Below are 26,079 nucleotides of genomic sequence, written 5' to 3' on the forward strand. Positions count from 1 at the left end.
CAGAACGGCCGCAGCCCGCTCGCCGCCATCCCGGCGGCAAAGGTCACCCCGTGCTGCTCGGCAATACCGACGTCAAAGAAACGCGGTGCTATTCAAAAAACGTTCAGAACTCAATGTCAGAACTTCGTGATTAGATTGTGGTGAAAGGATCATAGACTTTCTAAAGGCCAGATTACCGCCGCTTGGCTTCTTTCAAGAATGTCTTTCTACTTCGGTACAATAGGCCTTCTGCAAAAACCTACGCTCTCAGGCGTCTCTCTTCTCCAGCTTGGAGGGACGACGAGTTAGTTTTGAATTTGCGCACCTCGTCTGCAAGAGACGACGCTTCTTGGCGCAAGGCCATGCTAGACGCGGTAGTTTCTTCCAGGCGCGCCACGTTTTGTTGGGTGGCCTGGTCGAGATGACTGACCGAAGAAGATATCTCCGATATCACCGTGAACTGATCCCTAGTCGCATCTGCAATGGAGTTGACACTCTTGGTAACAATCTGCACTGCCTCAAGAATCTGCTCGAGGGCAGTGTTGCTTTTGTTGACGTGTTCGACCCCGGATTTGACCTGAGATCCGCTATTCGAGATTAATGTACTTATCTCTCGCGCAGCCTCAGATGACCGCTGGGCCAATGCTCGCACTTCTGAAGCGACAACTGCAAAGCCTCGCCCCGCATCGCCAGCTCGCGCGGCCTCTACGCCAGCATTCAGCGCCAAGAGATTGGTCTGGAACGCGATGCCGTCTATGACCTCAGTGATTTTGCCGATCTCATCAGATGATTTTTCGATTCGCTGCATGGCGCCGACCGTGGTCTGAGTTATCTCTGCGCAGGATTGTACCTGCTGTTCGGTGGTGTGGATCTGAGCACTGACATCTTTGGCATTGGCCGAAGTCGATTGGACCGAGGTTGTCAGTTGTTCGATGGCTGCGGCAGTTTCTTCGAGTGACGTTGCGGATTGTTCGGCCTTACGGGAAATATCATCGGCGGCGGCTGCAACTTCGTTTGACGATCCGTCAATCGTGCGACCACTTTCAGCAATCTGCTCGATTGTGCGCGTCAGTTCGGTCGATGTCCGGTTCAGCGTCATGCCAATCCGTTTGAAAATGCCTTCGTGATGCTCGGGCATGCGCTGGGTCAGGTCGCCTTCGGCCAGTGCCTCGAGGACGGTACTGACGTCGGCAAGGCTGGCTTCAGTTGCGATGCCGATACGGTTCATCCCCTCGCACAGGTTGGCCAGCATGCCGTCTTGCTGACTGGTCTTTAGGCGCCGGGTGAAATCGCCCCGCGCGAACGCAGCCACCACGTCCGCGACCTCGGCCGTGATCCGCTGTTCGTTCGCGCGCTCTTCTTCCAGTCGCTTGTGATCGGCTTCCGCCTGCTGCTTTTCAGCCTCGGCGCGCTTTGCTTCGGCCTTCATTGCATTTTCGCGGGTTTCTTCCTCCGCGCGCTCAGCCTCTTCGGCCTTTCGAGCGAGTTCTTCTCGTTGGATCGCGTTCTGTTTGAAAATCTCAAGCGCCGCAGAGATCGATGATACCTCGCTGATCCGCGACGTCGGCGAGGTAATATCGAGATGGCCGTCAGCTAGACGGTCAACGGCTCCTGTCAGAACCTGCAGCGGTCTCGAGATCGCTATCGCCAGACGCAGGCCCACTACAACAAACAGCGTGATAAGAAAGGCCAGCGCCACTCCGGCACCGATTAGGACGTATTTTGCATTCCGAGCGGCATCGGCTTGGAGCTCTAAGATGCGATCCGCAATCCGAGTGTCGATGTCTTCGAACAGCGGTTCTGCCTCGGCGAAACGGTCAGAGAGGGCGCCACGCAGCGCGGCGGCCTCGACGTGAACTTCGACGAATTTGGCGAAGGCAGATTGATAGCGGTTCAACAATGCCGTGATTTCGCCGCGCTGCCGAAAGTCTAGAAAGACGGCGGGTGCCATTTCCAGAAACTCGCTGACGCGTGCGTTCAGCCGATCAAGGTAGGACGGATCGCCGCGCAGGATGAAATCTTTTTCATGGCGTCGCATCATAAGCATTTTGACCTGTAGAGGCGCGCTGTCGACTGTTTCCAGCGATTCTTCAACGTCGTGGACAGCGGCCCGCAGTTCACCTTGAAGTCCCGATTTCGGGTCGAGGCCAAGCGTGATCATCGCCGCCTGCAATCGTTCAAAGGTTGTTTCGTATTCGGCGATGCCCCGCATCATTTCGGTAAACCGCGCGTCTGCTTGGTCCACGCCCAAATCAGCCGCAGCGGCGGCCGCCGCCTGAATCTCTGTCCCGATACGTGCCATGATCTCGGCATGTTGTTCGACGTACCTAGCTTCGGAACGTAGCAAAAAGTCCTTTTCGGCTCGGCGTGCCTGGAGCAGGTCCCTCCTTACATGGGACATCACGAGGGCCAGGTCGTTGGCCTCTGCGCGTTCCTTGGCAGCGCGGGCATTCATGACGTACATGACTGCGCCTACCGCGAGCATCAGGGCCATCGTGGCCACGGCAATGCCTACGATAGCGCTGATCGCAGTACTGACCTTAAATTTCTTCATGCCGAATCCGTTCTAAGAGCCTTTGGCGGACCCTGCCCGCAAAGGCCTTCGAATTCGTGAATGGACATGGCAGTCGACTGACCGCACTAAAGCGCTTATATATCGCTGACCGATACACCGGGATGCCCTTGACCGCCTCAGTTTGGCTAAGTCACAGACCTTCAAATGTTTTTTCAGGCTGAACCGACTTGCCCAATTCGAAACATACAGGCCAATCCGATGTGCATCCACAGTATGAACACGCCCGTATCAAGGCTTGGTACATCAATTTGAGAAAAACCTTTATCAGATCTGAACCGACCCGATGCTTGAGCCACCACAGACATAGAGCGTCTGGCCGGTGACAAACCCGTTAGCGGGGTCACAGAAGAAGAGGAAAGCCCGGGTCACGTCGTCGGTTTGACCAAGCCGTCCGACAGGAATGCGCCGTGCGAGATCGTCCTCGCGTTCGCTGCCCTTCGGAATGATCCCCCAGAAATTGTCCGTCTGGATGGGGCCGGGCGCCACAACATTGACCGTGATTCCGTGGGGAGCGAGTTCCAGCGCCCACGTGCGGGCCATCCCGATCATACCGGCCTTGCTGGCGCCGTAAGCGGTGCGGGTTGCGGCACCAAGGGCCGCGCGGGACGAATTGAACATGACCCGACCGAAAGCGCGCTTTTTCATCGCGGGAAGCGCGGATTGGAGCAGGGTCAGCGCCGAACCGAGATGCAGTTGCGCCAACCCGGTGATGTCCGATGGCTTGGCATCTTCGATAAGATTGGGCCAGATGACCCCGGCGTTATGGACGAGGTGGGTCACCTCAAAGCGTGCGCCGATGTCATCGGCCACCGCTCGCACAGCATCGGGATCCAGCAGATCGCAGTCGAGATGTTCGAGCTTCTCGTGCGAAAAATCCGGCGCATGGCGGGCTAGAGTGATAACCCGGTAATCTTGCTCGAGAAGGCGCAGCGCCAGATCGGCGCCGATGCCCTTGTTGCCGCCGGTAATGACGGCCGTGTAATCGGTCATGATGCCCCCTTTGGAACGAGTGCGAGTACTCGCAGCGGACTGCCGGTGCCGTTGCGGATCTTGAGCGGCGGGCAGATCAGCATCGCGCCGGTGGCGGGCAGCTGGTCGAGCCCGGTCAAGCATTGAAGCCCGTACCGCCCATTGCCATGAAGAATGTAGTGCGCCGGGTAGGGCGGCGCGTAATGCATCCCCTGTCCCGCATCGGTGCCGACGGTTTCAGTCCCGAAACCGCGAATGCCGCGCTCTTCGACTAGAAGACGGATCGCCTCGGGCGTGGGGCCGGGCGAATGCGGACCGTCCTCGCGCATATTGAGGTAGTCGGCTCCCCGGCGCTTGGACCAGTCGGTGCGCATCAAAACCCATGTGTTTTCTGGAATGCGTCCGTTGGTGGCTTCCCATTCGGCGATGATCTCCGGGGTCAGTTCAAAATCATCATCCTGCGCCGCCCCTTCTGAGCAATCGATAACGCAGACAGGACCGATGAAGGCCTCTGCCGGGATTTCGTCGACCGCGCCATTGGCCACGTTGCGGCCCGAAACCCAGTGAACCGGCGCGTCGAAATGGGTGCCGGTATGTTCGGACATGGAGATGTTGTGCCACTTCCAAGCCGGTCCGCGATGGTCGTAAGCCGAGACTTCCTCCATCCGAAAGCGGGCGCATTGTCCGAATTCGGGCGGCAGGATGATAACCGGGAAATCCGGGTCAAGCGTGTGGGTCAGGTCTACCACTTCGATCTCGCCGCGGGTCAGGGCAGTGGCCATCTGGGTCAAAGCGTTCATCCCACATCTCCTGCCAGTTCGCGTTCCAGAACCCGTGGGTCCTGCCGCCATCGTTCTGCGTAGTCCTTTGCGACATCCCCGCACAAGACGTCTTCGACCCCGTCGCGCAACCCCTGTACGACGGACCGAGCAATGGCGCCGGGCAAGAGCTTGGGCGGCGGAACGTCCTGATACCAATCGTCATCGGTCGGACCGCAAAAGACGGTCATGACCTTTACGCCGCCGGGACGCAACTCGGCCCGTAGCGACTGCGCCAAGGACAGGGCGGCGGCCTGCGACGCGTTGAAACTTCCATAGGCCGGGTCGTTGGCGATGGCGTTTATCGACAGGATATTGACCCAGGCTGCGGCGTTGTTGATGCCGTCGGCACCTCGCGCTTTCATACCTGGTCCGAAAGCCTGTGCCAGTCGCATCAGGCCCAGATAGTTCACCTCCATCTCGTCACGAGCAAAGGCCGTGTCGCCACGGGCCAGCACGCCGCCAGGACGCATGAAACGGGCGTTGTTGATCAGGATGTCGACCTTGCCACCGATCTCTCCGGCCAGTTCGACTACCGAACTTGTGTCGGTCAGATCGAGCGGCATCAGGTTGACGCCGTCCATCTTTTCAAGCGCGCTCCGTTCCGGATAGGGGCGCCACGTCTCGCCTTCCCCAACGAAAACCGTCATGGCACCGGCGTCCAGCAGAGCCTTGGCTAGTGCCGGGGCTCCGGGCTGTCGGCCATCTGTAATCAGAACGCGTCGGTGTTTGGGGTCGGCCCCCAATTCGCGAAGTTCGGGATCGTCTGCCATGTTGGGCGTCGTCTCCTTGGGGATGGCGATCAGCACGCCTTGACCCGCCCGGTCGAGACGGGAGAGCAGGCGCACCTCGCTGCCTTTTACGCAATCGCCATGGACATGGCAGAAGATCGAAGGACCGGCACTCAGGCGCACGGTACCACAACGCCAAGGTGCCTGACGCCGGAAATATAGGTTGGGCGAGGTATGCACGATGGTGTCAGCGATTAGCTCTCCGACCGGATCGGTATCCTTCCACAACAGCTCGAGGCCGAGACAGGAAACGCAGGCATCGCGCGGCGGATATTGAACCGTGCCGCACTCGGCGCAGTGTTGCAGTTTGAATCGGCCTTCTGCGGCTGCAGCAGTCAACCCCATGGCCGCGCGGCTGCGAAAGGAGGGTGGCAGGACCGGGACGGTCTGAACCTTTTGCGGGTTCTTCTTTGGCGGACGGGCGAGTGGATCGGTCATGCGCTTTCTCCGGTCAGGATGGCGGCACCGGAACACAAGCCTCGGTCATAGTTAATCATACCAAAGCCCGAAACCAGTGCGTTTTTCGCATCGGCGACCTGCGTCGGCCCGGCGGTTCGGGTGACCTGTCGCAGCGCTTCGACCATGCCGAGAAATCCGCCTGCCGCCCCGGCCTGACCGGCCGAAAGCTGTCCGCCCGAGGTATTATGCGGCAGGTCTCCGGTCACCGTGAGGTCACGGTCGCGCAGAAAAGCAGGTGCTTCGCCCTTACTGCAGAAACCCAGATCTTCGAACTGCATCACCGAGATCACGGGATAGTCGTCATAGGTCTGCACGAGGTCCATGTCGGCGGGTTTCATTCCGGCCATGGACCAGAGGTCCTCGACATCAAGCGCCCAGCCGCCGCGCAACTGGATCGGATCATCGGGAAAGGCGTTGTGGCGCTCGATTGTTCCGGCGATCCGCGCAAAGGGCAGGCCGCGTTTCACCGCCTCTTCCTCTGACATGACAAGGAAGGCTTCGGCCCCGGCGCAGGGCATCACGCAATCGAAAAGCGCGATCGGGTCCGAGATCGGTCGTGCCTCAAGGTAATCTTCGAGGCTGAGGGGCCTTTTCATCAGCGCGTTGGGATTGCGCAAGGCGTTTTCGCGCTGCGCGACGGCGATACGGCCAAAGTCTTCTCGGGTCGCACCATATTCCTGCATGTAACGGTCCGTGAGCAAGGCGAACATCGAATTTGGGCCGCCGTAGCCATACGGATAGGCCGCATCCATCGCAAAGCGCGAAAAACTCGACAGCAGCTTGCGGAAGCTGTCGATATGGTTGGTGTCTCCGGCAACACAGGCGACGATCTCGGCATCCCCTGCCTGAACCGCCCGCGCCGCCCGGCGCAGCGCCACGACCCCGCTGGCCCCGCCCATTGGAATGGAATCCAGCCACCTCAGCGTCACGCCAAGATGCTGGGACAGTCCGACAGGGCTGTCAGGGAAAAGCGTAAATGAGGCGACGGACAGGCCATCGATGCCTTCTTTCCGAAGCCCTGCAGCGTCGAGCGTTCCCTTCAGGGCACGCGCCAGCCAGTAATGGGCTGTCTGGGTCGAATACCGCTCATATGGCGTTGAAAATGGCGCAGTGACAACGACGCCGTCATAGGATTGGCGACGGCTCATGCGATCTGCCTTTTCTTTGATTTGCGCAGGTCGATGGTCGTCGCATCCGCAAGAAGGTCAGTGGCCAGCAATTTCAAGGCCGCACGCTGAATCTTGTTGGTCGCGGTCAGCGGCAGGTCGGTGACAAAGGCAATGTAGCCCGGCACCTTGTAATAGGCCATCTGTCCAAGTGCCCAGTCGGTGATCTGCCGAGCAAGCTCCGGTGACGGATCGGCATTGACCTGCAGACAGGCGAAGACTTCATCACCCCGGATGTCATCCGGCACGGCGGCCACGGCGGCGGCGGTGATCGCGGGATGGCGCATCAGCACGGATTCAACCTCTACTGCCGCGATGTTTTCACCGGACCGACGGATCACGTTTTTCTTCCGGTCGACAAAGAACATATCGCCAGTGTCGAGTTGCCGGACAATGTCGCCCGTGTGAAACCAGCCGCCTTCCCAGACCTTCTCCGTCTCCTTTGGATTCTTCCAGTATTCCTTGAAAAACCCATGCCGGGGGTCCGGCCCGCTATGTCTTACCAGCAGTTCACCGGGCATGTCGTCCGTACAGTCGCTTCCGTCGTCGGCGACGATCCTGACCTCCAGTTCCGGTCCCGGACGGCCAATGCATGCTTCTCCGACACGCCGAGGTTCGTGGTTGGCGGCAATCACCGCGCCAGCGCCGGTTTCTGTCATCGCCCAAGCTTCCATAATCGGAAAACCGAACCTTTCCTCGAATGCAGCATGCAGGCGAGGATCGACGCCGGCGCCAAAACCAAAGCGGACGGAATGGGCACGATCCTTAGGATCTTCGGGAAGCCCCATCAGCATCGAGGGCATCACGCCCAGATAGTGCAGACAGGTCGCACCGCTGTCGCGAACCGAGGCCCACCAACTGCGCGGATGGAACCGGTCGAGCGCGGTAAGGCACCCGCCGACTGTCAGCATCGCCATGAAGGAATAGGCCATGGCGTTCATGTGAAAGATCGGCAGCGGCGTCAGCATACGCTCGCCATCTTCGGTCAGGGTGCAGACGCCCCCAGCCTTGGCATACCAGTCCCCGGCCTCGGTGAAATACGTGTTGGCCAGAACGCAGCCCTTGGGCCGCCCGGTGGTGCCCGACGTGTAAAGCATGGCGGTTTCGCGATGCTGCGGATCACAGGACGTGTCGAACACTGGGGCGCCGAAGGGCGAAGGGATCGGCTGATCCGGTGCCACCACGGGGATGGGTCGGCCAACCGCCTCACCAGCTTCGCGAAGTTCCGCAATACGCGAGGGAATGGCGACTGCGAGAGCGGGTTCGGCATTCTCGATCATGTATTCCAGTTCGGCCGCGCGCAAGTCCGGATTGACCGGAACGACAGACAGGCCAAGGGCATTAAGCGCCAGCCAGTACAGGAAAAAGTCCGGACGGTTCTCAAGCAGCAACATGACCCGCTGCCCGGTCTCAAAACCCGCTTTCGCGAATTCCGACGACAGATGTTCTATCCGTTCTTGCGCGGCGGCATAGGTGACTTCGCCCTCCGGGATCGCGTAAATTGCAGCCGTTTCAGGCAGCACGTTTAGCAGAGAGCGTTCCGGCCAACGCGTGGCGGAGGCAGAGAACAGGTCATGGACCGTGGCGGGCATTTCACTCATGGCAGCAACTGGATATTGCCGAATGCGGCGTCGCAGTTAAGGATATCGACTCTTTTCCGTGCGATCTTCAACGCGTCGTCCTTTAGAACCAGCTCGTGCTGCGCGGTCAGCGCCAGCAGGAATTGATCGTCCAGGCGTGTCTCGACGTAGTGCATCTGTGTCGTCACCAGAAACGCGCCCGCGTCGTTGTCGATCTTGTCGACATAAGGACGCTGGATCACATGATGACAGCGGCTCTTGGGCTTTTGCGAAAAGGTCCGCGCCCCGGTCAGCCTTTCGACCCGCAGACGCAGCATGAACTGGTCTTCATACATCAGCGAGGTTTCGTTGATCTCATCCTTCTGTTTCCAGTCAAGCGGCATCCAGTAAATGCCGTCCTCGGTCCAGAGGTTGAGCCAGTCGTCGTACCTGCCCTCGTCCAGCATCCTGACCTCGTCATAGACGAAGTCGATCAGGTCGTCCTTGGTGATGGTCATTCTGCAGCCTCCAGCGCGTCTTCGCTTGGCAGCGACATGGTCATGAACTTGGTCCAGGCGTGGAACTGGTTGCGCATCTGGCGTTCGGTAGTCCCGTTTTCCTCGGCCTGAGTGTCGAGATCCTCATCTTCCTTGTAGAGGCGCTGGATATTCACCCATTGCAGCCCATCAGACATCAGACCTTCCTGCGCACGCTCGTACATTTCAAGATCGTCATGTCCGACGATCGAGGTAGGCGCGTTGATCATCCGGTTGTACATCGCCGTACGCGCTACCAATTCGTCCGGTGCATCGACAAGTCGATAGATCCAGCTTTCCACCAGTGTCTTATCGGGGCCAAGAGGGATGAAATTGCGCAGCTGCTGGATTGGGCCCTTGATCATGATATTCGGGAAATAGACCGTATTGTGCCGGTTCTCTCCAAGGATCTGCTTGGCCTTTTCTTCGCCGTAGGCTTCGGACATCTTTTCGAAATATCCGGGAATTTCCGAATAATCCGAATGGATCGAATGGCTCACGCCGGTGTGGCCATGGCCGTTGGGCCATGTGCGGATGCCCATGTCTTCGAAGAATTCGTAAGGCGACATGAAGGGCGCGATGATCTGCATCGCGGGCGGTTTGGGTGCCCCCTCCGGCTGTTCCATTTCTTCCCAGATCTTCACAGCGGTCCCGGCCGAACTTTCGTGCGCCACCATCGGATGGCAGGTGTCGGTCTGGTTCTCGACCAGCATCTTCCAGTTGCAGCGGTGCATGTAACGCAGTGGCTGTCCGGCAACGACCAGCTTCCCGGCGGGGGAACGGTCGATCATGTTGTCGAACGAGGATAGCGACTCGCCAAAGTACTCTTCGAACCCGATTCCTTCTTCTGCCAGCCGGGCAAAGATGAAACCACGGTAGTTCATCACCGCCCCGACCGACTTCATGCCCTTGCCATTTTCCGTCTGGTCCAGACCGGTCCCCTCGTACCCTTTCTTGAGCGGGATCGCGAGAAGACAGCCATCGGTCTTGAAGGACCACGCGTGGTAGGGGCAGCGAAAGAATTTGCCCGTGTTACCGGTGCGATCAATAGCGATCTTGGTGCCCTTGTGCGGGCAGCGGTTGTGCAGAACCTTGACCTCGCCACCGCTGTGACGCACCTGGATCACGGGCTGATCGCCAATCTGGGTGGTATAGTAGTCTCCTTTGTTCGGGGTCTGGCTGTCATGGCCGACGAACACCCAACTGTTGGCAAAGAGATGTTTCATCTCAAGCCGATAGACTTCATCCGAGGTGTAGACGTCGCGATGCACCTGAAACGGTGTCACCAGCGCCTCGATATCCTGTTTTGTGCGATAGGTCGTCATGACTTCCTCCGTCAGATGTCGAGTTTCAGGCGGGCAGACTTGGCGCGGCTGACGCAAATCTGCATGACCTTGCCACTGTCGCGTTCGGCTTGCGACAGGACCACGTCGCGGTGATCGGGCGTGCCCTCAAGCACATCTGTCTGGCAGATACCGCAATCGCCGCGCTGACAATCATAGATCAGATCTTCGCCCGCTTCTTCGAGCACGTCGATGATCGTCTTGCCCGGCGGGATCGTGTAGACCGCGCCGGTCGACGCGACTTCTACCTCAAACGCAGAATCGTCGTCCTGATCGGCGGCCGCGTCGAACAGTTCGAAATGAACGCGTTCGCTTGGATATCCTGCTGACTCTGCTTGTGATTTGACCGCTTCAATCATCGGTTTTGGGCCGCAGACATAGATATGAGACTGTGGGTCAGCGTCGCTCAGAGCCTTCGCGATATCGAGTGGCCCACCCGCATGATCGTCTCGGTGCACGGATAGGCGGTCGCCGTGGTCCTGCGTCAGCCGGTCGATGAATGCGGCGGCGCTGTCGTCGCGAATCGCATAATGCAGACGGTAGTCGCGGCCCTCTGCCTTTAGCGCGGTGGCCATTGAGATCATCGGCGTGATGCCGATTCCACCGGCGATCAGAACCGAAGGTACGCCGTCTGTGGCAAGCGGGAAATCGTTCTTGGCGGGCTCGACAGTGACAGTGTCACCTTCTGCCAGCCCGTGCATGAACCGGGATCCGCCGCGGCTTTCATCTTCAAGCCTGATTCCAAAGACATAGGCCTTGGGTTCATTGGCTGCGCCGTCAAAGTCGATCAGACTATAGGGCCGTGTTGCACCATCGGGCAGGTGAACCTCGGCATGTGCTCCTGCCTCGTAAGGCGGAAGTGTACCGCCATCGGGCGCTACAAGAGTGACAACGCGGATTAGCTCTGCCGCCTTCCGCACTTCCTTGACTGTCAACGTGATGGCCGACATGGCCTCCCCTTTTTATGCAAATGCAGGCATCTCTGGCTTGCCTAAGCATGAGCGAGCGATGTTTTAAGTGTCAAGGTTTAAGTATGAAAAGATGAAAACTCATATTTTTATTGCCAGACTCGTGAACGCTTGATTACGCTCTGACCATAACAACCAACCGGGAGACGACCATGAATAAGATCATGAAGACCATTTCGGCCGCCGCGATCGCGGTTGCTTCGACTGGTCTTCCTGCCGCCGCGCAGGAAACCACGCTTCGCTTGTCCAACTGGCTGCCGCCGTCGCATCCGATCGTGAAAGATATCGTGATGCCCTGGGCCGCGAATGTCGAAGAAGCCACCGAAGGCCGCGTAACCGTGCAGATCCTCGATGCGCCACTCGGGCCGCCGCCCGCGCATTTCGATCTTGCTGCCACTGGCGCTGCCGATGTTACTTTTGGCGTCCACGGTTACACGCCGGGCCGCTTTTCGCTGACACAGATCGCGGAGCTGCCCCTGAACACGCCTAATTCCGAGGCACTTTCCGTCGCCTACTGGCGCGTGCACGAAGCGATGATGGCAGAAAAAGCCGAGCATCAGGGTGTTAAGGTTCTGGCCGTCTGGGGCCACGGCCCGGGTCACATGTTCACGACCGGCGCGGATGTAAGCCCGATGTCGGCAGTCGAAGGTCTCAAGATCCGGGTTGCCGGAGCCCTGACCAGCCAGCTGGCCGAGGAAATGTCGATGGTTCCGCTTCAGGCGCCGTCGCCAAAGACCTACGAGCTTCTGTCGGGTGGTGTCGCGGATGCGATCTATTTCCCTTATGAATCGGTGCCGTTCTTCAAGCTCGACTCGCTGCTGACCAAGGCGCTACGCGTTGATGGCGGCCTCTATAACGTGTCATTTTTCATGGTCATGAACCAGGCCAAATTCGACAGCATGTCCGATGCCGACAAGGCTGCCATCGACGAAGTCTCGGGCGAGGCTCTCGTCCGGATGGCAGGCAAGGCTTGGGATGCTGCTGACGAGGCTGGTCTTTCCGCGCTCGAGGGGACCGTCGACTTCCACGATGCAACCGAAGAAGAGATGGTGGCAGTCGAGGAAATGTCGCAGCCGCTCTACGACACGGTTCGCAAGGCCTTCGACGAAAAGGGCGTCGATTTCGACGCGGCGCTAGAAATGCTGCGCAATGAAACCCAGGCGGTTCTGTCCGAATGACGGACACCCGCCAAACCGGGGCAGGGCGTCGCGCAAGCGCCCTGCGCCAGACGTTCCGGCGCATCACGGCGGTTCTGACCGGGCTGCTGCTTCTGGCGCTGACCGGCGTGACTCTGGTCGATGTGCTGGGGCGCTACTTTTTCAACAGTCCGCTTCCCGGCGCCTCGGAAATGACCGAATTGCTGGTGATGGCAATCGTCTTTGCCGGCCTGCCGGCGATCTGTCTTGATGACGGCCACATAACGGTCGATCTGTTCACGTCGCGCCTCAAGGGGCCACTGGCCGAGGTGCAGACTTTCATGGCGCGGATCATTGTCGCGGTGGTGCTCGCGGTTGTCGCCTGGCAGCTGTGGGAGCACGGGATACGGCTGAGCGCTTATGGCGAAACGACTGTTTACCTGCGGGTGCCTCTGATGCCGGTCGCCCTCGCGGCCAGCATTTTGTGTGCCGCATCTTCCATCATCGTGCTGGGGCTCGCGGTCATGCGGCTACCCAAGGGAAAATCCGAGGAGATCTGAAAGTTGGACTGGCCCATTGGCATTGCCATTCTCATGGCGTCAATCTTCACGGGCGTACCGATCGCCTTTGCCCTGACAGCCGTCGGCGTGATCGGCGTCATTTCGATCATCGGTTTCGATCCGGCTATGGCGATGCTGGGCCAGATCTATTTCGACAGCGGCCGCAGCTATACCCTTTCGGTGGTGCCGCTGTTCTTGCTGATGGGCAATTTCATCGTCCAGTCCGGCATCGCGAGCGAGATGTATGATGCCGCCAACGCATGGCTGCGCCACCGCAAGGGCGGGCTGGCAATGGCGACTGTCGTGGCCTGCGGCGGGTTTTCCTCGGTCTGTGGTTCTTCGCTGGCGACAACGGCGACGATGGGCCGGATCAGCCTGCCTGCGATGCGCCGATATGGTTACTCCGACCGTCTTTCCGCTGCTTCTGTCGCGGCGGGGGGCACGCTCGGCATCCTGATTCCGCCCTCGGTGATCCTCGTGATCTACGGCATTCTCACGCAGCAGGATATCGGCAAGCTGTTCCTCGCCGGTCTGATCCCCGGTCTCATCGGTGTGCTGTTCTATATGTTGGCCGTACGCCTTTCCCTCTGGCTCCATCCCGAAGACCTCGTCACGCTGGACAAGCTGCCGCTGCGCGACCGTCTGCGCGCGACCAAGGGTGTCTCCGGCGCGCTCATCCTGTTCGTTTTCGTGCTCGGCGGCATCTACATTGGGTTCTTCACCGCCACCGAGGCCGCAGGCATGGGCGCAGGTGGAGCGATCCTGATCACCGCTCTGCGCGGCAAGCTGACTCTTCGGGAAACACTGGAAACCCTGTTCGACACCGCCAAAACCACTGCGGTGATGTTCTTCATCCTCTTCGGCGCGCTTTACTTCCTGAACTATGTGAACCTCTCCGGACTGACCACAGACCTTCGTAGCTGGATCACCGCCTTGGGGGCCGGTCGGTTGCAGGTGATCCTGATGATTATCGTGCTTTTTTTGGTCCTCGGCTGCCTGCTGGAAAGCCTGTCGATGATCCTGCTAACGGTGCCGGTTCTATTTCCGATCGTTTCGGGGCTTGGCTTTGACCCGATCTGGTTTGGTGTCTTTGTCGTGGTCGCGACCGAACTCAGCTACATCACCCCGCCCATCGGGATGAACGTCTTCGTCATGCGGATCGTGGCGCCCGACATCCCTCTCGAGCGGGTCTTTGCGGGTGTCCTGCCTTTCGTCTTCGTCGACATCCTGCGCCTGTTCCTGTTGATCGCCGTGCCGTGGCTGGTGCTGGTCGTTCCCAATTCGATGTGAGGGCGGATGACAGCTAAAGCCGTAGAGGAACTTGAGGCACCGGCGACATCTGACGCGCAGCCTTTTCTGCCCGATTATCTTCTGTTTCTGACCGCCTCCGTCTCGGCGGCGATGAGCGAAGAGTTTCATGAACACGTACGCACCCGCGGGCTGCGGGTGCCGGAATGGCGGGTGCTGGCCTGCTTACATGATGATGATGGTCAGATGATCACCCGGCTGGCCCGTTTCGCAATGATCGAGCAGTCCCGCCTGACGCGGATCATCGACAATATGGACGAGCGCGGCCTGCTCGAACGCCGAAGCGACAAGGCCGACCGGCGCCGCGTCCGGATCTTTCTGACCCGTGCGGGGGCAGGATTGGCCGCCGAACTGGTGTCAGAGGCGCGCGCGCACGAAAAACGCCTGATCCAACGGCTTCCTGACGGTCTGGGTCAGGATTTGAAAGCCACTGTAAAACGGCTTCACGGAGTTCTCTGGGACGGAGAGCAGGACTGACACCACTCTTCAGAGATCGTGTTTTCGGATATTGCCGAGGATGCGATGCAATGTTCCCACAAAGGCGGCAAGCTCCTGCGCATCGATGCCGGTGAACATCTTCTCGTAATGGTCGTGCATGACCGGCCAGGCGCGATCAAATTCCTCCCGACCAAGGTCAGTCAGATAAACCTTGCGCACGCGCCCGTCGCCATCCGTTTCCTGGCGGCGGACAAACCCCGATTTCTCAAGCGCTTCAAGCGTGCGCGACATGGTGGATTGTTCTGTCACCGTGTAGACCGACAATTCGTTGATGGTCAGGCCCGGCACCACAGCCACGACCGCAAGGGTGCGCGCCTTGACGGTCGTCAGGTTTTGCGGCTTCAGGTCGGTCAGTACCTCGGCGTTATAGCGCCCCATGATGCGGTTCATCAGGTAGGGGGCGAAATTCCAAAGCCCGATTTCTCCCAGTGTCTGGGGTGGCCGTTCGGCGGTTTCGGGCGTCTGTTGTGTCTCCATAGGGAGCTCCGATTCTGTAAGCCTGAATGTTCACTGACGCAATTATGCGCCGGTTTCCACTCTCCTCTGTGGCTCCGGGTGGCCCGGAAGGTCGCGAACGACGCCCGGAGATGCCCGGACCCGCTACATTCTCCCGCATTATGCACATTTTCATTGAAGCTTAAAATAAATTACTTGCATTCGCAGATAGAGGCTGCTCGGATGGCTTCAAATATAATGCTTTTGGGTCCTTAAAGTATGCATCTGCATTTTATGGGGCGAAGGGGGACGGTTTGAAGATCACGGTAATGGGCGGCGGTAACGGCAGTTACGCAGCGGTAGCAGATGCAGTAGAGGCCGGGCACGACGTCCGGTGGTGGCGGCGTGACAAGGAAAAGTTCGCACCACTGGGTACGCCCCCAAAGCTGACCGTGACCGATCATGCAGGCTGCCGCGAAATCGCCGTCGAAACCAGCGACGATCTGGGTTGGGCGATGGAAGGGGCCGAGGTCATCCTCGCGCCGACCCCCGCCTTCGCACAGGAAGACATGTCAAAGGCGCTGGCCCCGCATCTGGTGGACGGGCAGGTGATCTTTCTTGCGCCCGGATCCTTCGGGTCGTGGATCATGTTGGAAAGCGTACGCAAGGCCGGTTGCACCGCCGACGTCGCTTTCTGTGAAACCGGCACCCTGCCGTGGCTCTGCCGTAAAAAGGGTGAGGCAGAGGTCCGCATCACGACCCGCGCCTCGCGCCTGCCGACGGGTGTTCTTCCCGCGCGCCTAACGGACATGGCGCTTGGCAAGTTGTCAGAGGTCTTTCCGGATGCGATCGAGCGCTGCGAAGACGCGCTTTCGGGGGCATTGATGAACGCAGGCCCGATCATCCACCCGCCGCTGATCCTTATGAATGCTGGGCCGATCCAGCATTTCGATGGCTGGGATATCCATAACGAAGGCACGCAACCCGCGATCCGCGCGGTGCATGACAAGCTTGATGCCGAGCGCATGGCGATCCGGGAGAAACTGGGATACGACGCGCCGCACTTTCCGCTTGCCGATCACTACAACACGTCCAACTGGATGTACGGCAACCTTGCCCATGATAAGCTGGTGGATAGCGGTGACTGGCACGAAGCGCTCGATCTCTATGACCACCGCTACATGACCGAGGATATCGCCGTCGGTCTGGCGTTGCTGGTTTCCGTCGGTCAATGGGCCGGCGTACCGACGCCGGTGGCAAGCGGCCTTCTGGCCATTGCCGGGGCAGTGACGGGCCGCGATCTACGCGGCGAAGGGCGTACCTTCGAAAACCTCGGTTTGGCCGAGCGTTCGGTCGTGGACGTTCAGCAGGATCTGAAGGAAGGTTTGGCATGAGCGATGCGGCCACAGCCTGCATCGGCGCCGGTCGCATGGGCCGTGGCATCGCGCAATGCATGGCCTATGCCGGGCATGACATCGCCCTGATCGACGCAAAACCTCGCACTGACGAAGGCTTTGATCGCTTTCGCAAGGAAACCCTCGCCGAGGTCGAGGCCGGGTTGACCATGGTCGCCGATATCGGCGGCTTTGATGTCGCGGTTCTGCCGGACCTGATGAAACGGGTGTCGGTCTATCCGGTGGCCGAAGCGGAACAGGGACTAACCGGGGCGCATATCGTTTTCGAAGCGGTGCCCGAGGTGCTTGACGCCAAGAAGCACGCGTTTGGTCTGTTTAACGACCATGCCGATAGTGACGCGATCCTCGCTTCCACCACCTCGACCATGCTGTCGACCGAACTGGCGCAGTATTGCTCAGACCCCGCGAGGTTTTCGAACGCTCACTGGCTGAACCCCGCGCTTCTGGTGCCGCTGGTGGAACTCAGCCCGACAGATCAGACCAGCGACGCGGTTCTCGCCGACCTGACCGGTTTTCTCGAAGGCATCGGCAAGGTGCCGGTGGCCTGCAAGGCCTCGCCCGGATACATCGTCCCGCGCATTCAGGCGCTCGCGATGAACGAAGCGGCGCGTCTTGTAGAAGAAGGTGTCGCGTCAGCCGAGGATGTGGACCGGGCCGTGAAATACGGCTTTGGACTGCGGTTTGCCGTGCTGGGCCTTCTCGAATTCATCGACTGGGGCGGCGGCGATATCCTCTATCACGCGAGCAACTACATGGCCGAGGCGACCGGCGAAGACAGGTTCGCCCCGCCACAGATCGTCAACGACAAGATGAAAAGCGGTGAAACCGGGCTACGCGCCGGGCGTGGCTTTTTCGATTACGCTGGCCGGGATGTTCCGGCCTACCAGAAAGACCGAATGGGCGCATTTCTGAACGCCTTGAAACAAGCCGGGCTACACCGGCCACCCAGCGCCTGAACGGCGCAGTCAACCAACAATCCGATAATAGGGAGACTACAATGAGCAAATTCAGCCGACACTTCAAAACAGGCGCGCTAAGCCTCGCCTGCGTCATGGGCCTGACCGGCCCCGTTCTGGCCGAGGATGTCATTCGCGCCGTCACCGCCTTTCCAAAGCAGCTTGCCTTCAGCCAATCCTTCCTCGGATTCGTCGATCTGGTAAACGAGCGCGGCGAAGGCGTGGTGCGGATCGACTATATCGGTGGACCCGAAGCGGTGCCCCAGAACCAGCAGATGGAAGCGGCTCGTCGCGGCGTCGTGGACATGCACTATGGTCCCGCCTCCTTCCATCTTGGCACCATGCCCGAGGCGGACGCATGGGTCGGCTCGACCGTATCGGCGATGACCGCGCGCGAAAACGGCGGGTTCGACCTGATGGCCGATGCCTTTGCCGAGAAACTGGGCGTGACCCTTCTGGCGCAGATCGACAGCGGCATTCAGTTCCACATCTACACGGTAGATGAACCTACCATCGGTGAAGACGGCCTGCCCGATCTCGACGGTGCCAAGCTGCGCAGCCAGCCCATCTACAAGTCTTTCTTTGAAAGCCTTGGGGCGGTTCCTGTGTCGGTTCCCGTACCGGATGTCTACACCGGGCTCGAGCGGAGCACATTCGACGGGGCCGGCTGGCCGATCGTCGCCATTCAGGACCTGTCTTGGGACAAGTTCTTAAAATACCGGATCGATCCCGGCTTTTTCAACACCGACCTTGCCATCGTCATGAACCCGGATAAGTGGGAAGGGCTGAGCCAGGAGTCCAAGGACCTCATCACCCAGGTCGCGATCGAGTACGAACAGATCTCCTACGACAAGTTCCAGGAAGTCATCACGTCGACAGACGAAAAGGTTCAGGCCGAAGGCATGACTGTTATCTCCCTTGAGGATGAAGCACGCGACCAGTTCCTCGATGCGGCATATGACAGCGCATGGGCGCGCATGGAAGCGGCTGGCGCCGAGGACTATCAGGCCCTTCGCGACGCCTATTACGACCGCTAAGACATTGACGACGGCGGCGGCAGTGTGCCGCCGCCGCACATCGGCCCGGTCTGCCGGGCCCGGATGCGGGGCAGAACCATGCGTATGATTTCAAAGGTCTATGACGGCCTGATACACGGTCTGGCGGCGATTGCGGCAGCCTCTTTCGCCTTGATGGTGGCGGGCATCGTCATCGACGTCGGGTTGCGGAATCTGGGCTTCCGGCCCTTCCAGCCGACAAGTGCCCTGATCGAATATGGCCTGATGCTGGCAACCATGGCCGGGGCACCCTGGCTTGTCCGCTCGCAGGGACACGTCGCGGTGCGGGCCCTGATCTCGCGTCTTCCGAATTCCGCCGAAAGGGGCGTCGACCGAACCGCGTTGATCTTCTGCGCCGCTGTTCTTGGGCTTCTGGCCTGGCGCGCTGGCGTGGTGGCCGGTGAGATGATCGAAACCAACGCCGTCGATATCCGCTCCGTCGCCCTGCCCAAATGGATTCTGCCGTCGATGCTGATGGCCGGATTTGCGCTGATGGCGATCGAATTTATTAGAATTTTTGTGAAGGGTGGCACATACCATGCCCAGAACGCGAGCCACTGACATGACAAAGACAAGGCTCGCCATATGATCCCCTGGTATTTCGCAACCGCCATCATGATCGGCGGCGTCCTTTTCCTGATGGCGCTCGGCCTGCCGGTCGCCCTTGCCTTTCTGTCGATCAATATCGTCGGAGCCTGGCTGTTCCTTGGCGGCATGGCAGGCATTGACCAGATGATCTTGAACGCCACGGATTCCGTGACTAGTTTCTCGCTCGTCCCTGTTCCACTTTTCGTCCTGATGGGCGAGCTTCTGTTCCAGAGCGGCATGGCGATCCGGGTATTCGACGCGCTAGACAATTGTCTCGGTCGCGCGCGTGGACGCCTCAGCTATATGACCGTGGCGGGCGGTACGCTCTTTGCCACATTGTCCGGGTCCTCGATGGCCAATACGGCGATGCTGGGCACCACGTTGATGCCCGAAATGCGCAAACGCGGATACAAGAACGCACTGGTCATGGGGCCGATCCTCGCCACGGGCTCTCTGGCGATGATCATTCCGCCCTCCTCCCTCGCCGTTCTGTTAGGGTCACTGGCAAGGATCGACGTGGGCGCGTTACTGATCGCGGGTGTTCTGCCGGGGCTCGTCCTTGCGGTGATGTTCGTCCTGACGATCCGGATACTCATAGCGCTCGATCCCGACGCCGCGCCCAGCTACGACGCGGAACGCGCACCGTTCGCGGTCATCCTGAAATCGCTGCTGCGCGACGTGATGCCGATGGGTCTGGTGGTCTTTGCCGTGATCGGCTTGATCCTCCTGGGCTGGGCAACACCCACGGAATCCGCCGCGTTCGGCGTGCTTTCGGTGCTGATCCTTGCCATTTTCTACCGAAAACTGTCCTGGTCGGTTGTCGTGAAATCCCTTCGCGGCACGCTTTCCGTTTCGGTCATGATGCTGACCATCATCGTCGCCTCGACCACTTTCTCGCAGCTTCTCGCCTTTTCCGGCGCTTCGCGCGGTGTCGTGGAATGGGCCACGGGGTTCGATGTTGACGGCTTGGTCATGCTGGGCTGCATCTTCCTCGTGCTGCTGGTGATGGGCATGTTCATGGATCAACTCTCGATCATGATGCTGACCCTGCCGATCTTCATGCCGCTCGTGCTGCATTTCCAGTTCGACCCGGTCTGGTTCGGGGTCTTCATGCTGATCGCGCTTGAGATGAGCCTCGTCACGCCCCCCTTCGGTCTATTGCTTTTCGTCATGCTCGGGGTCGCCCCAAAAGGCACGACATTGGGCGAGGTGACAAAATCCGCCATGCCATATCTGGCCTGCACGATGCTGCTTTTGATCCTTCTGGTGATGTTCCCTCCGCTGGCAACCTGGCTGCCGTCCCTCAAATAAAGGAGTTCCCATGCGCATTTGGTACCAAAGCTATGTCGATCGTGAGAATGGCGGCATTTACTGGGAAGAGCTGCAAAAGCATCTGAACGCAATCGCTCGTGAGGGCACCGAGATCGTCGTGCACGGCATCACACCCCACGACAGCTATGCCCATTCGCTTATCGAGTTCCGCTGCGCGCGAGAGATGATATGCAACGCCATTCAGGCCGAACGCGAAGGCTATGATGCTTTTGTCATCGGCCATTTCCAGGACGCCGGTCTTTACGAGGCACGCAGCGCCGTCGATATCCCTGTACTCGCACTTGGCGAATCCTCCATGCTGCACGCCTGCCAGCTGGGCCAGCGCAGCGGCATCGTGACCATCAATCGTCGCTACATCCCGTGGTTCCACCAGCAGATTGGGAAATATGGTCTCAAGGAACGTGTCACCGGCGTCCATGCGATGAACTTTGAGCCCGGCCAGATCCTCGCCGCTTTCGGCTCGGATGAGCGGCGCGAGGTCGTGGCGCAACTGTTCCACGATCAGGCCCTGCCGCTGATCGAGGCCGGTACCGATGTGCTGATTCCGGGCGGCGGTATCCCGATGCTTCTGTTTTCCCAGATCCACGGTCACCGGATCGAGGGGCTGCCCGTGGTCAACGGTATCCCGCTCGCGGTGAAATATGCCGAGATGGCGGTCGAGTTGAAACGAGATTTCGGCCTGACGGTCAGCCGCGTGTCCGATTTCTTCCAGCCTCCGGTCGAGGTTCTGGACGAATTCCTTGAATACCCCGCGCCACATCCCGGGCTGAACGTCCCGCATTGATCGCGAGGCGACCGCGTAATCGGTCAAATTCGCCGCACTTGCGGTTTGATCCCTCGGAATTTCTCGCGCAAATCGCTTGGGAGCCCTTGGAAGAGATCCCGCAATAATATATGCAAATGAATATAGTTTATCCTGAAGACCGAGGGTGCCCATGGCCGAACGATCCTTCAAGAAAGAAGTTGAACAGCTCCGCATCGGTGCCGGAGAGACTTTCCGTGGCGAGGGCATCCTTGCGATTACAAAGGCGCTTCTTGAAAATGGCGTCGGATATGTCGGTGGTTATCAGGGGGCACCGATAAGCCATCTGATGGACGTTCTGGCAGATGCCGAAGAGCTGATGGCAGAGCTTGGCATCAGGTTTGAAGCCAACGCCTCCGAAGCCGCCGCCGCCGCCATGCTGGCGGCCTCGGTTCACTACCCGATCCGCGGCGCGGTGACATTCAAATCGACCGTTGGGACCAATGTCGCGTCCGACGCTCTGGCCAACCTCGCCTCGGGCGGGGTAACCGGTGGCGCACTTGTCATCGTTGGCGAGGATTATGGCGAAGGCTCCTCCATCATGCAGGAACGCAGCCATGCCTTCGCGATGAAATCGCAGATCTGGCTGCTCGATCCCCGCCCCAACCTGCCGTCGATTACCGAGGCTGTGCGGCATGGGTTCGAACTGAGCGAGGCGACCAATACGCCGGTCATGCTGCAACTGCGCATCCGCTGCTGCCACGTGCATGGTGCATTCGAGGCCAAGGATAATGTGCCGCCGTCGCTGACCGTGCGCGATGCGCTTGCAAACCCGCGCCGCGACACGAACCGGATCGTCCTGCCCCCGGCCTCCTTCAATCATGAAAAGGAAAAGATCGAAAAACGCTGGCCCGCCGCGCTCGATTATATTCGTACGCATAAATTGAATGAATTCTTTGGTCCCGAAACCGGCAAGGTCGGCATCGCGCTTCAGGGCGGCATGTATAACGGCGTGATCCGTGCGCTCCAGCGTCTTGGGTTGGCCGACGTACATGGCGACACCGACGTGCCGCTTTATGTCATGAACGTCGCGTATCCGATCGTCGAGGATGAGTTCCTCGAGTTCTGCACCGGCAAGGACGCGGTGCTCGTGGTCGAGGAAGGTCAGCCGAATTACATCGAGCAGAATCTGCGGGCGATCCTCCATCAGGCCGGCCGCAGTCAGACCGTCGTCGGCAAGGACCTTTTGCCCAAGGCGGGTGAATACACCGGACGCATTATGTTCGAAGGCATCGGCGACTTCCTGCGTCAGCACGCGCAGGATCTGCTGCCCGCAGCAATGCGCGCGCCGAACAAACCCAAACAGACAGACCCCGTGCCTCAGCTACGCGATGTCGTCCCGGCCCGTCCGCCGGGGTTCTGCACCGGATGCCCGGAACGCCCGATTTTTGCCGCGATGAAGCTGGTTGAAAACGAAATGGGTCCGCACCAGACCTCGGCCGATATTGGCTGCCACCTCTTTTCGATCATGCCGCCTTTCGAAATCGGCGGGACCACGATGGGATACGGGCTTGGCCCGGCCTCGAACGCGGCTTTCGACGGTGGTGGGGATAAACGTTCGATCTCCATCATCGGCGACGGCGGATTCTGGCACAACGGCCTGTCCAGCTCTATCGGCAACGCTGTTTTCAACAAGGCGGATAGTGTCACCATCGTGGTCGACAACTACTATTCCGCTGCGACCGGTGGGCAGGACATCCTGTCCAGCCGCGCCAATAACCCGACAAAGTCGACCCAGCACCCAATCGCCAAGGCGGTTGAGGCTGTCGGGGTGGAATGGGTGCGCCAGATCGACCGTACCTATGACGTCGGAAAGGTTCAGGAAACGCTGAAAGAGGCGCTGACCACTGATTACGATGGCCCTAAAGTCATCGTCGCCTCGTCCGAGTGCATGCTGAACCGGCAGCGACGCGAAAAGCCTCTGCGCGCCGCTGCGATCAAAGAGGGCCGTCGCGTGGAACGCCCCAAGTTCGGCGTGGACGAAGATGTCTGCACCGGCGATCACGCCTGCATGCGCTTGTCCGGTTGTCCCTCGTTGACTTTGAAAATGCCCGACGATCCGCTGCGCGATGACCCTGTCGCCCATATCGACCAAAGCTGCGTTGGTTGCGGCAATTGCGGTGAAGTGGCGGATGCCGCCGTGCTCTGCCCTTCTTTCTATCAGGCTGACCTTGTCCACAATCCGGGCAAGGGGGAACGTCGCCGTGCAGAATGGCGCCGCCGCGCGATCAGCTGGTTACAGGACCGCCGCGCCAGCCGTCGCCTCGCATGGGAGGCAGAAGCATGACAGTACAAGACACCGGACTGGTCGCGCGCGAGCCGGATGCCCGGCTGAACGACATCATCAAGATCGCCGTGCTCGCCGTTGGCGGGCAGGGCGGCGGTGTGCTGAATGGCTGGATCGTAGCCTTGGCCGAGGCCAACGGTTATGCGGCGCAGGCCACCTCGGTCGCGGGCGTAGCCCAGCGTACCGGTGCTACGATCTACTACGTCGAAATGATGCCCGAGGGGGCGCGCAACCCGGTATTCGCGCTGGCCCCGGCCGAAGGCGACGTCGATATCCTCATGGCCGCCGAGCTGATGGAGGCCGGACGAGCGATGCAGCGCGGTTTCGTTACACCGGACCGGACCACGCTGATCGCCTCTTCGCACCGCGCGCTTGCAACGGCGGAGAAAATCGTGCCGGGCAGTGGTATTTCCGATCCGACGGCAGTGTTGGCCGCCGCCCGTGAACAGGCACAGGATGCGATTATCTTCGATCTCGAGACCATGGCGCTCAATGCAGGATCGGTCATTTCCGCCAGCCTCTTCGGTGCCCTTGCCGGTTCCGGACGCCTGCCCTTCCCGGTGGAAAGCTTCCGGGACACGATCCGCGCCTCGGGCCGAGGCGTGGAGGCAAGCCTGCGCGCCTTCGATGCCGCTTGTGCTGCGGCCAAGGAAGGGTACCGCGATCCGCAGGACGTGGCCCCGGCCAAGCCAAAAGCCGAAGTTCACGGGCCGGAGAAACTGGTGCGCCGCTGGTCCGCCCTAATCGCCCGGGCCGAAACACTGCCCGTTCCGGTTCAGGATATGGCGAAAGCCGGACTACGCAAGCTGACCGAATATCAGGATATCGCATATGCGGAATCCTATATGGACCAGCTCGAAGCCATCTCCGCGCAGGACAAAGATGCTGGCGGCGCCGAGCATCAATTCGCCTTCACCGAAACGGCGGCAAAATACCTTGCCAATGCAATGGCCTACGATGACATCATCCGGGTCGCCGATCTCAAGACCCGCAAGGCGCGGGTCGCCCGGATCGACAGAGAAATGGGCGCGACGGAGGATCACCTCGTTCAGGTCACGGAATACTTGCACCCGGGCGCGGCCGAATTCGTCAGTATGATGCCCGCGCCGCTCGGTCGCTTCACCAACAATCGACCGGGCCTCTATCGCTTAATCGATCATCTGGTGAATCGGGGTCGACGTATTCGCACCGACCGCTTTGGCGGTTTCTTTATGTTCTACCTGATGGCCGGAGTGCGCCGCTGGCGTCGCAGCCTGCTGCGCCATCAGGAAGAGCTTGCGCATATCGACGACTGGCTCACGACAGCAAAGCGCCGCCTGCCGCAGGACTATGCGCTGGCAGTCGAGACGCTGAAAATCCGTCGGTTGATCAAGGGTTACAGCGACACCCATGCCCGCGGGCTGGCCAAGTTCGACAAGGTCATGTCCGGCACCTTGCTGGTCGAAGGGCGGGACGACGCCGCCGACTGGACCGCCCGTCTGATCGCCGCTGCTCTCGCCGACCCCGAAGGCAAGGCGCTGGACGGTGCGCTCGAAACCATCCGGTCCTTTACAACGGTCGGCAGAGCCTAAGGCCTCTGCCCTGCCATCAACCGGTCACGAAATAACGACCTCAGTCGCCCACTGCCCGCAGCGTTCCGACAGCGGACCGGGCAGGGGCGCGTCGCTAAAGAACGTGTCGATCTCTGAAAGCGAGGCGATGCGGGCCGGGGCGCTTCGCTGGAATTTCGATTGGTCCGCAACAAGATACGTGCGGCGCGATTGCCTGAGGATCGCCTGGCTGGCGCCGACCTCCTCGATGTCAAAGTCGAGAATATCCCCGTCCTCATCCATCGCTGAACAACCGATCACCGCAAGGTCGAACTTGAACTGCCGTATCGTGTTGATGGCCAGCGAACCCACAAGCCCGCCGTCTGAGCGCCGCAGATTGCCGCCTGTCACAACCACATCGCAGTCGGAATTCGCCGCAAGAATATTGGCCACGTTCATGTTGTTGGTCACCACCAGCAGGTTCCTGTGCGACAGCAACTCCATCGCCACCGCCTCGGTGCTCGTTCCGATATTCAGGAAGATCGAGATGTCATTGGGAATACGTCGGGCGCAGGCCTTGGCGATGTTCGCCTTTGCGTTGGAATGCAGGGTCCGGCGTTCCTCATAACCGATATTCATCGTGCTCGACGGCAGAACCGCGCCGCCATGCACACGCTCAAGCCTTCCGGAATCGGCCAGATCGGTGAGGTCACGGCGGATGGTCTGAAGCGTCACACCGAAATGGCGGGCAAGGCCTTCAACCGTAACCTTGCCGTCGCGCCGCGCGATATCAAGGATCTCGGGGTGCCGGAATGTCTGGTTCATGCCGCTCTTTCGCAGGTATGTCGCTCATTTCTCAATTCTGGTGTCTAAGCCGGGGCGGCGCAAGCATTTGAGCAAAACCGAATGCACATTGGCCGCAGACGGTTTCGGTCCTTTGCGCTTCAATTTAAGATCTAAGCTGAATTTTTCGAAATAGGGCGTTATTGCCGTCAATACGAAAGAAAACGAACAT

General features: G+C 59.8%; 23 protein-coding genes and 1 pseudogene. 12 read left to right on the forward strand and 12 right to left on the reverse strand.

All coding sequences use genetic code 11. From position 1 onward, the window contains the following. The 10 genes and pseudogenes from MF268_RS25520 to MF268_RS23945 all read right to left on the reverse strand — a co-directional run. Window positions 1-83 (reverse strand): annotated as a pseudogene (locus tag MF268_RS25520) (hypothetical protein); the annotation flags it as partial. A 155-nt stretch (window positions 84-238) separates the two neighbouring features. Then, a complete protein-coding gene (locus tag MF268_RS23905; protein WP_238373235.1) occupies window positions 239-2,533 on the reverse strand; it encodes a methyl-accepting chemotaxis protein in 2,295 nt (764 codons plus the stop codon). Between the two features lie 285 nt (window positions 2,534-2,818). After that, window positions 2,819-3,544 (reverse strand): SDR family NAD(P)-dependent oxidoreductase, encoded by a 726-nt coding sequence (locus tag MF268_RS23910; protein WP_238373236.1) that lies wholly within the window; start codon window positions 3,542-3,544, stop codon window positions 2,819-2,821. Next, window positions 3,541-4,323, reverse strand: coding sequence for a cyclase family protein (locus tag MF268_RS23915; protein WP_238373237.1), 783 nt, complete (start codon window positions 4,321-4,323; stop codon window positions 3,541-3,543). The genes MF268_RS23910 and MF268_RS23915 overlap by 4 nt, the downstream gene beginning before the upstream one ends. Further along, entirely contained in the window at window positions 4,320-5,570 is a 1,251-nt protein-coding gene (locus tag MF268_RS23920; protein ID WP_238373238.1) for an SDR family NAD(P)-dependent oxidoreductase, read from the reverse strand. Before MF268_RS23920 ends, MF268_RS23915 begins: the two co-directional genes overlap by 4 nt. Beyond that, window positions 5,567-6,739, reverse strand: a complete 1,173-nt coding sequence (locus tag MF268_RS23925) for a thiolase family protein (RefSeq protein WP_238373239.1) — start codon at window positions 6,737-6,739, stop codon at window positions 5,567-5,569. The genes MF268_RS23920 and MF268_RS23925 overlap by 4 nt, the downstream gene beginning before the upstream one ends. Continuing rightward, window positions 6,736-8,358, reverse strand: coding sequence for an AMP-binding protein (locus MF268_RS23930; protein WP_238373240.1), 1,623 nt, complete (start codon window positions 8,356-8,358; stop codon window positions 6,736-6,738). Before MF268_RS23930 ends, MF268_RS23925 begins: the two co-directional genes overlap by 4 nt. Beyond that, complete coding sequence (locus tag MF268_RS23935; RefSeq protein WP_238373241.1) at window positions 8,355-8,834, reverse strand: aromatic-ring-hydroxylating dioxygenase subunit beta; 480 nt, start codon at window positions 8,832-8,834, stop codon at window positions 8,355-8,357. Before MF268_RS23935 ends, MF268_RS23930 begins: the two co-directional genes overlap by 4 nt. Then, a complete protein-coding gene (locus MF268_RS23940; RefSeq protein ID WP_238373242.1) occupies window positions 8,831-10,177 on the reverse strand; it encodes an aromatic ring-hydroxylating dioxygenase subunit alpha in 1,347 nt (448 codons plus the stop codon). The genes MF268_RS23935 and MF268_RS23940 overlap by 4 nt, the downstream gene beginning before the upstream one ends. A gap of 11 nt (window positions 10,178-10,188) precedes the next feature. After that, window positions 10,189-11,145, reverse strand: a complete 957-nt coding sequence (locus tag MF268_RS23945) for a PDR/VanB family oxidoreductase (protein WP_238373243.1) — start codon at window positions 11,143-11,145, stop codon at window positions 10,189-10,191. 170 nt (window positions 11,146-11,315) lie between these two features. Between MF268_RS23945 and MF268_RS23950 the strand changes: the two genes are divergently transcribed. The 4 genes from MF268_RS23950 to MF268_RS23965 are packed head-to-tail and all read left to right on the forward strand — an operon-like array spanning window position 11,316 to window position 14,644. Then, window positions 11,316-12,341 carry a TRAP transporter substrate-binding protein gene (locus MF268_RS23950; RefSeq protein ID WP_238373244.1) on the forward strand — a complete coding sequence of 342 codons (1,026 nt, stop codon included), beginning with the start codon at window positions 11,316-11,318 and terminating at the stop codon, window positions 12,339-12,341. Next, window positions 12,338-12,859: a TRAP transporter small permease gene (locus MF268_RS23955; protein ID WP_238373245.1), complete on the forward strand. Its 522-nt coding sequence runs from the start codon at window positions 12,338-12,340 to the stop codon at window positions 12,857-12,859. The genes MF268_RS23950 and MF268_RS23955 overlap by 4 nt, the downstream gene beginning before the upstream one ends. A 33-nt stretch (window positions 12,860-12,892) precedes the next feature. After that, the gene (locus MF268_RS23960) at window positions 12,893-14,149 is read left to right on the forward strand and encodes a TRAP transporter large permease (RefSeq protein ID WP_238373267.1); all 1,257 of its coding nucleotides are present in this window, start codon (window positions 12,893-12,895) and stop codon (window positions 14,147-14,149) included. Between the two features lie 6 nt (window positions 14,150-14,155). Next, complete coding sequence (locus MF268_RS23965) at window positions 14,156-14,644, forward strand: MarR family winged helix-turn-helix transcriptional regulator (protein ID WP_238373246.1); 489 nt, start codon at window positions 14,156-14,158, stop codon at window positions 14,642-14,644. A 9-nt stretch (window positions 14,645-14,653) separates the two neighbouring features. On the opposite strand, the gene MF268_RS23970 is transcribed toward MF268_RS23965, so the two are convergent. Next, a complete protein-coding gene (locus tag MF268_RS23970; protein WP_238373247.1) occupies window positions 14,654-15,142 on the reverse strand; it encodes a MarR family winged helix-turn-helix transcriptional regulator in 489 nt (162 codons plus the stop codon). 272 nt (window positions 15,143-15,414) lie between these two features. On the opposite strand from MF268_RS23970, the gene MF268_RS23975 reads away from it, so the two are divergent. From MF268_RS23975 to MF268_RS24010, 8 genes are all read left to right on the forward strand, one after another. Then, entirely contained in the window at window positions 15,415-16,494 is a 1,080-nt protein-coding gene (locus MF268_RS23975) for an NAD/NADP-dependent octopine/nopaline dehydrogenase family protein (RefSeq protein ID WP_238373248.1), read from the forward strand. Continuing rightward, window positions 16,491-17,471 (forward strand): 3-hydroxybutyryl-CoA dehydrogenase, encoded by a 981-nt coding sequence (locus tag MF268_RS23980; RefSeq protein ID WP_238373249.1) that lies wholly within the window; start codon window positions 16,491-16,493, stop codon window positions 17,469-17,471. Before MF268_RS23975 ends, MF268_RS23980 begins: the two co-directional genes overlap by 4 nt. 41 nt (window positions 17,472-17,512) lie before the next feature. After that, window positions 17,513-18,508 carry a TRAP transporter substrate-binding protein DctP gene (dctP, locus tag MF268_RS23985; RefSeq protein WP_238373250.1) on the forward strand — a complete coding sequence of 332 codons (996 nt, stop codon included), beginning with the start codon at window positions 17,513-17,515 and terminating at the stop codon, window positions 18,506-18,508. 78 nt (window positions 18,509-18,586) lie between these two features. Beyond that, entirely contained in the window at window positions 18,587-19,087 is a 501-nt protein-coding gene (locus MF268_RS23990; protein ID WP_238373251.1) for a TRAP transporter small permease, read from the forward strand. Between the two features lie 24 nt (window positions 19,088-19,111). Continuing rightward, complete coding sequence (locus MF268_RS23995) at window positions 19,112-20,425, forward strand: TRAP transporter large permease (protein WP_273545161.1); 1,314 nt, start codon at window positions 19,112-19,114, stop codon at window positions 20,423-20,425. A 10-nt stretch (window positions 20,426-20,435) separates the two neighbouring features. Further along, the gene (locus tag MF268_RS24000) at window positions 20,436-21,230 is read left to right on the forward strand and encodes an aspartate/glutamate racemase family protein (protein ID WP_238373252.1); all 795 of its coding nucleotides are present in this window, start codon (window positions 20,436-20,438) and stop codon (window positions 21,228-21,230) included. 151 nt (window positions 21,231-21,381) lie between these two features. Continuing rightward, window positions 21,382-23,535: a thiamine pyrophosphate-dependent enzyme gene (locus tag MF268_RS24005; RefSeq protein ID WP_238373253.1), complete on the forward strand. Its 2,154-nt coding sequence runs from the start codon at window positions 21,382-21,384 to the stop codon at window positions 23,533-23,535. Then, the gene (locus tag MF268_RS24010; RefSeq protein ID WP_238373254.1) at window positions 23,532-25,106 is read left to right on the forward strand and encodes an indolepyruvate oxidoreductase subunit beta family protein; all 1,575 of its coding nucleotides are present in this window, start codon (window positions 23,532-23,534) and stop codon (window positions 25,104-25,106) included. Before MF268_RS24005 ends, MF268_RS24010 begins: the two co-directional genes overlap by 4 nt. 24 nt (window positions 25,107-25,130) lie before the next feature. On the opposite strand, the gene MF268_RS24015 is transcribed toward MF268_RS24010, so the two are convergent. Beyond that, complete coding sequence (locus MF268_RS24015; RefSeq protein ID WP_238373255.1) at window positions 25,131-25,889, reverse strand: DeoR/GlpR family DNA-binding transcription regulator; 759 nt, start codon at window positions 25,887-25,889, stop codon at window positions 25,131-25,133. Window positions 25,890-26,079: the final 190 nt, after the last annotated feature.

Source organism: Heliomarina baculiformis (genome assembly GCF_019966545.1).
Lineage (GTDB): Bacteria > Pseudomonadota > Alphaproteobacteria > Rhodobacterales > Rhodobacteraceae > Heliomarina > Heliomarina baculiformis.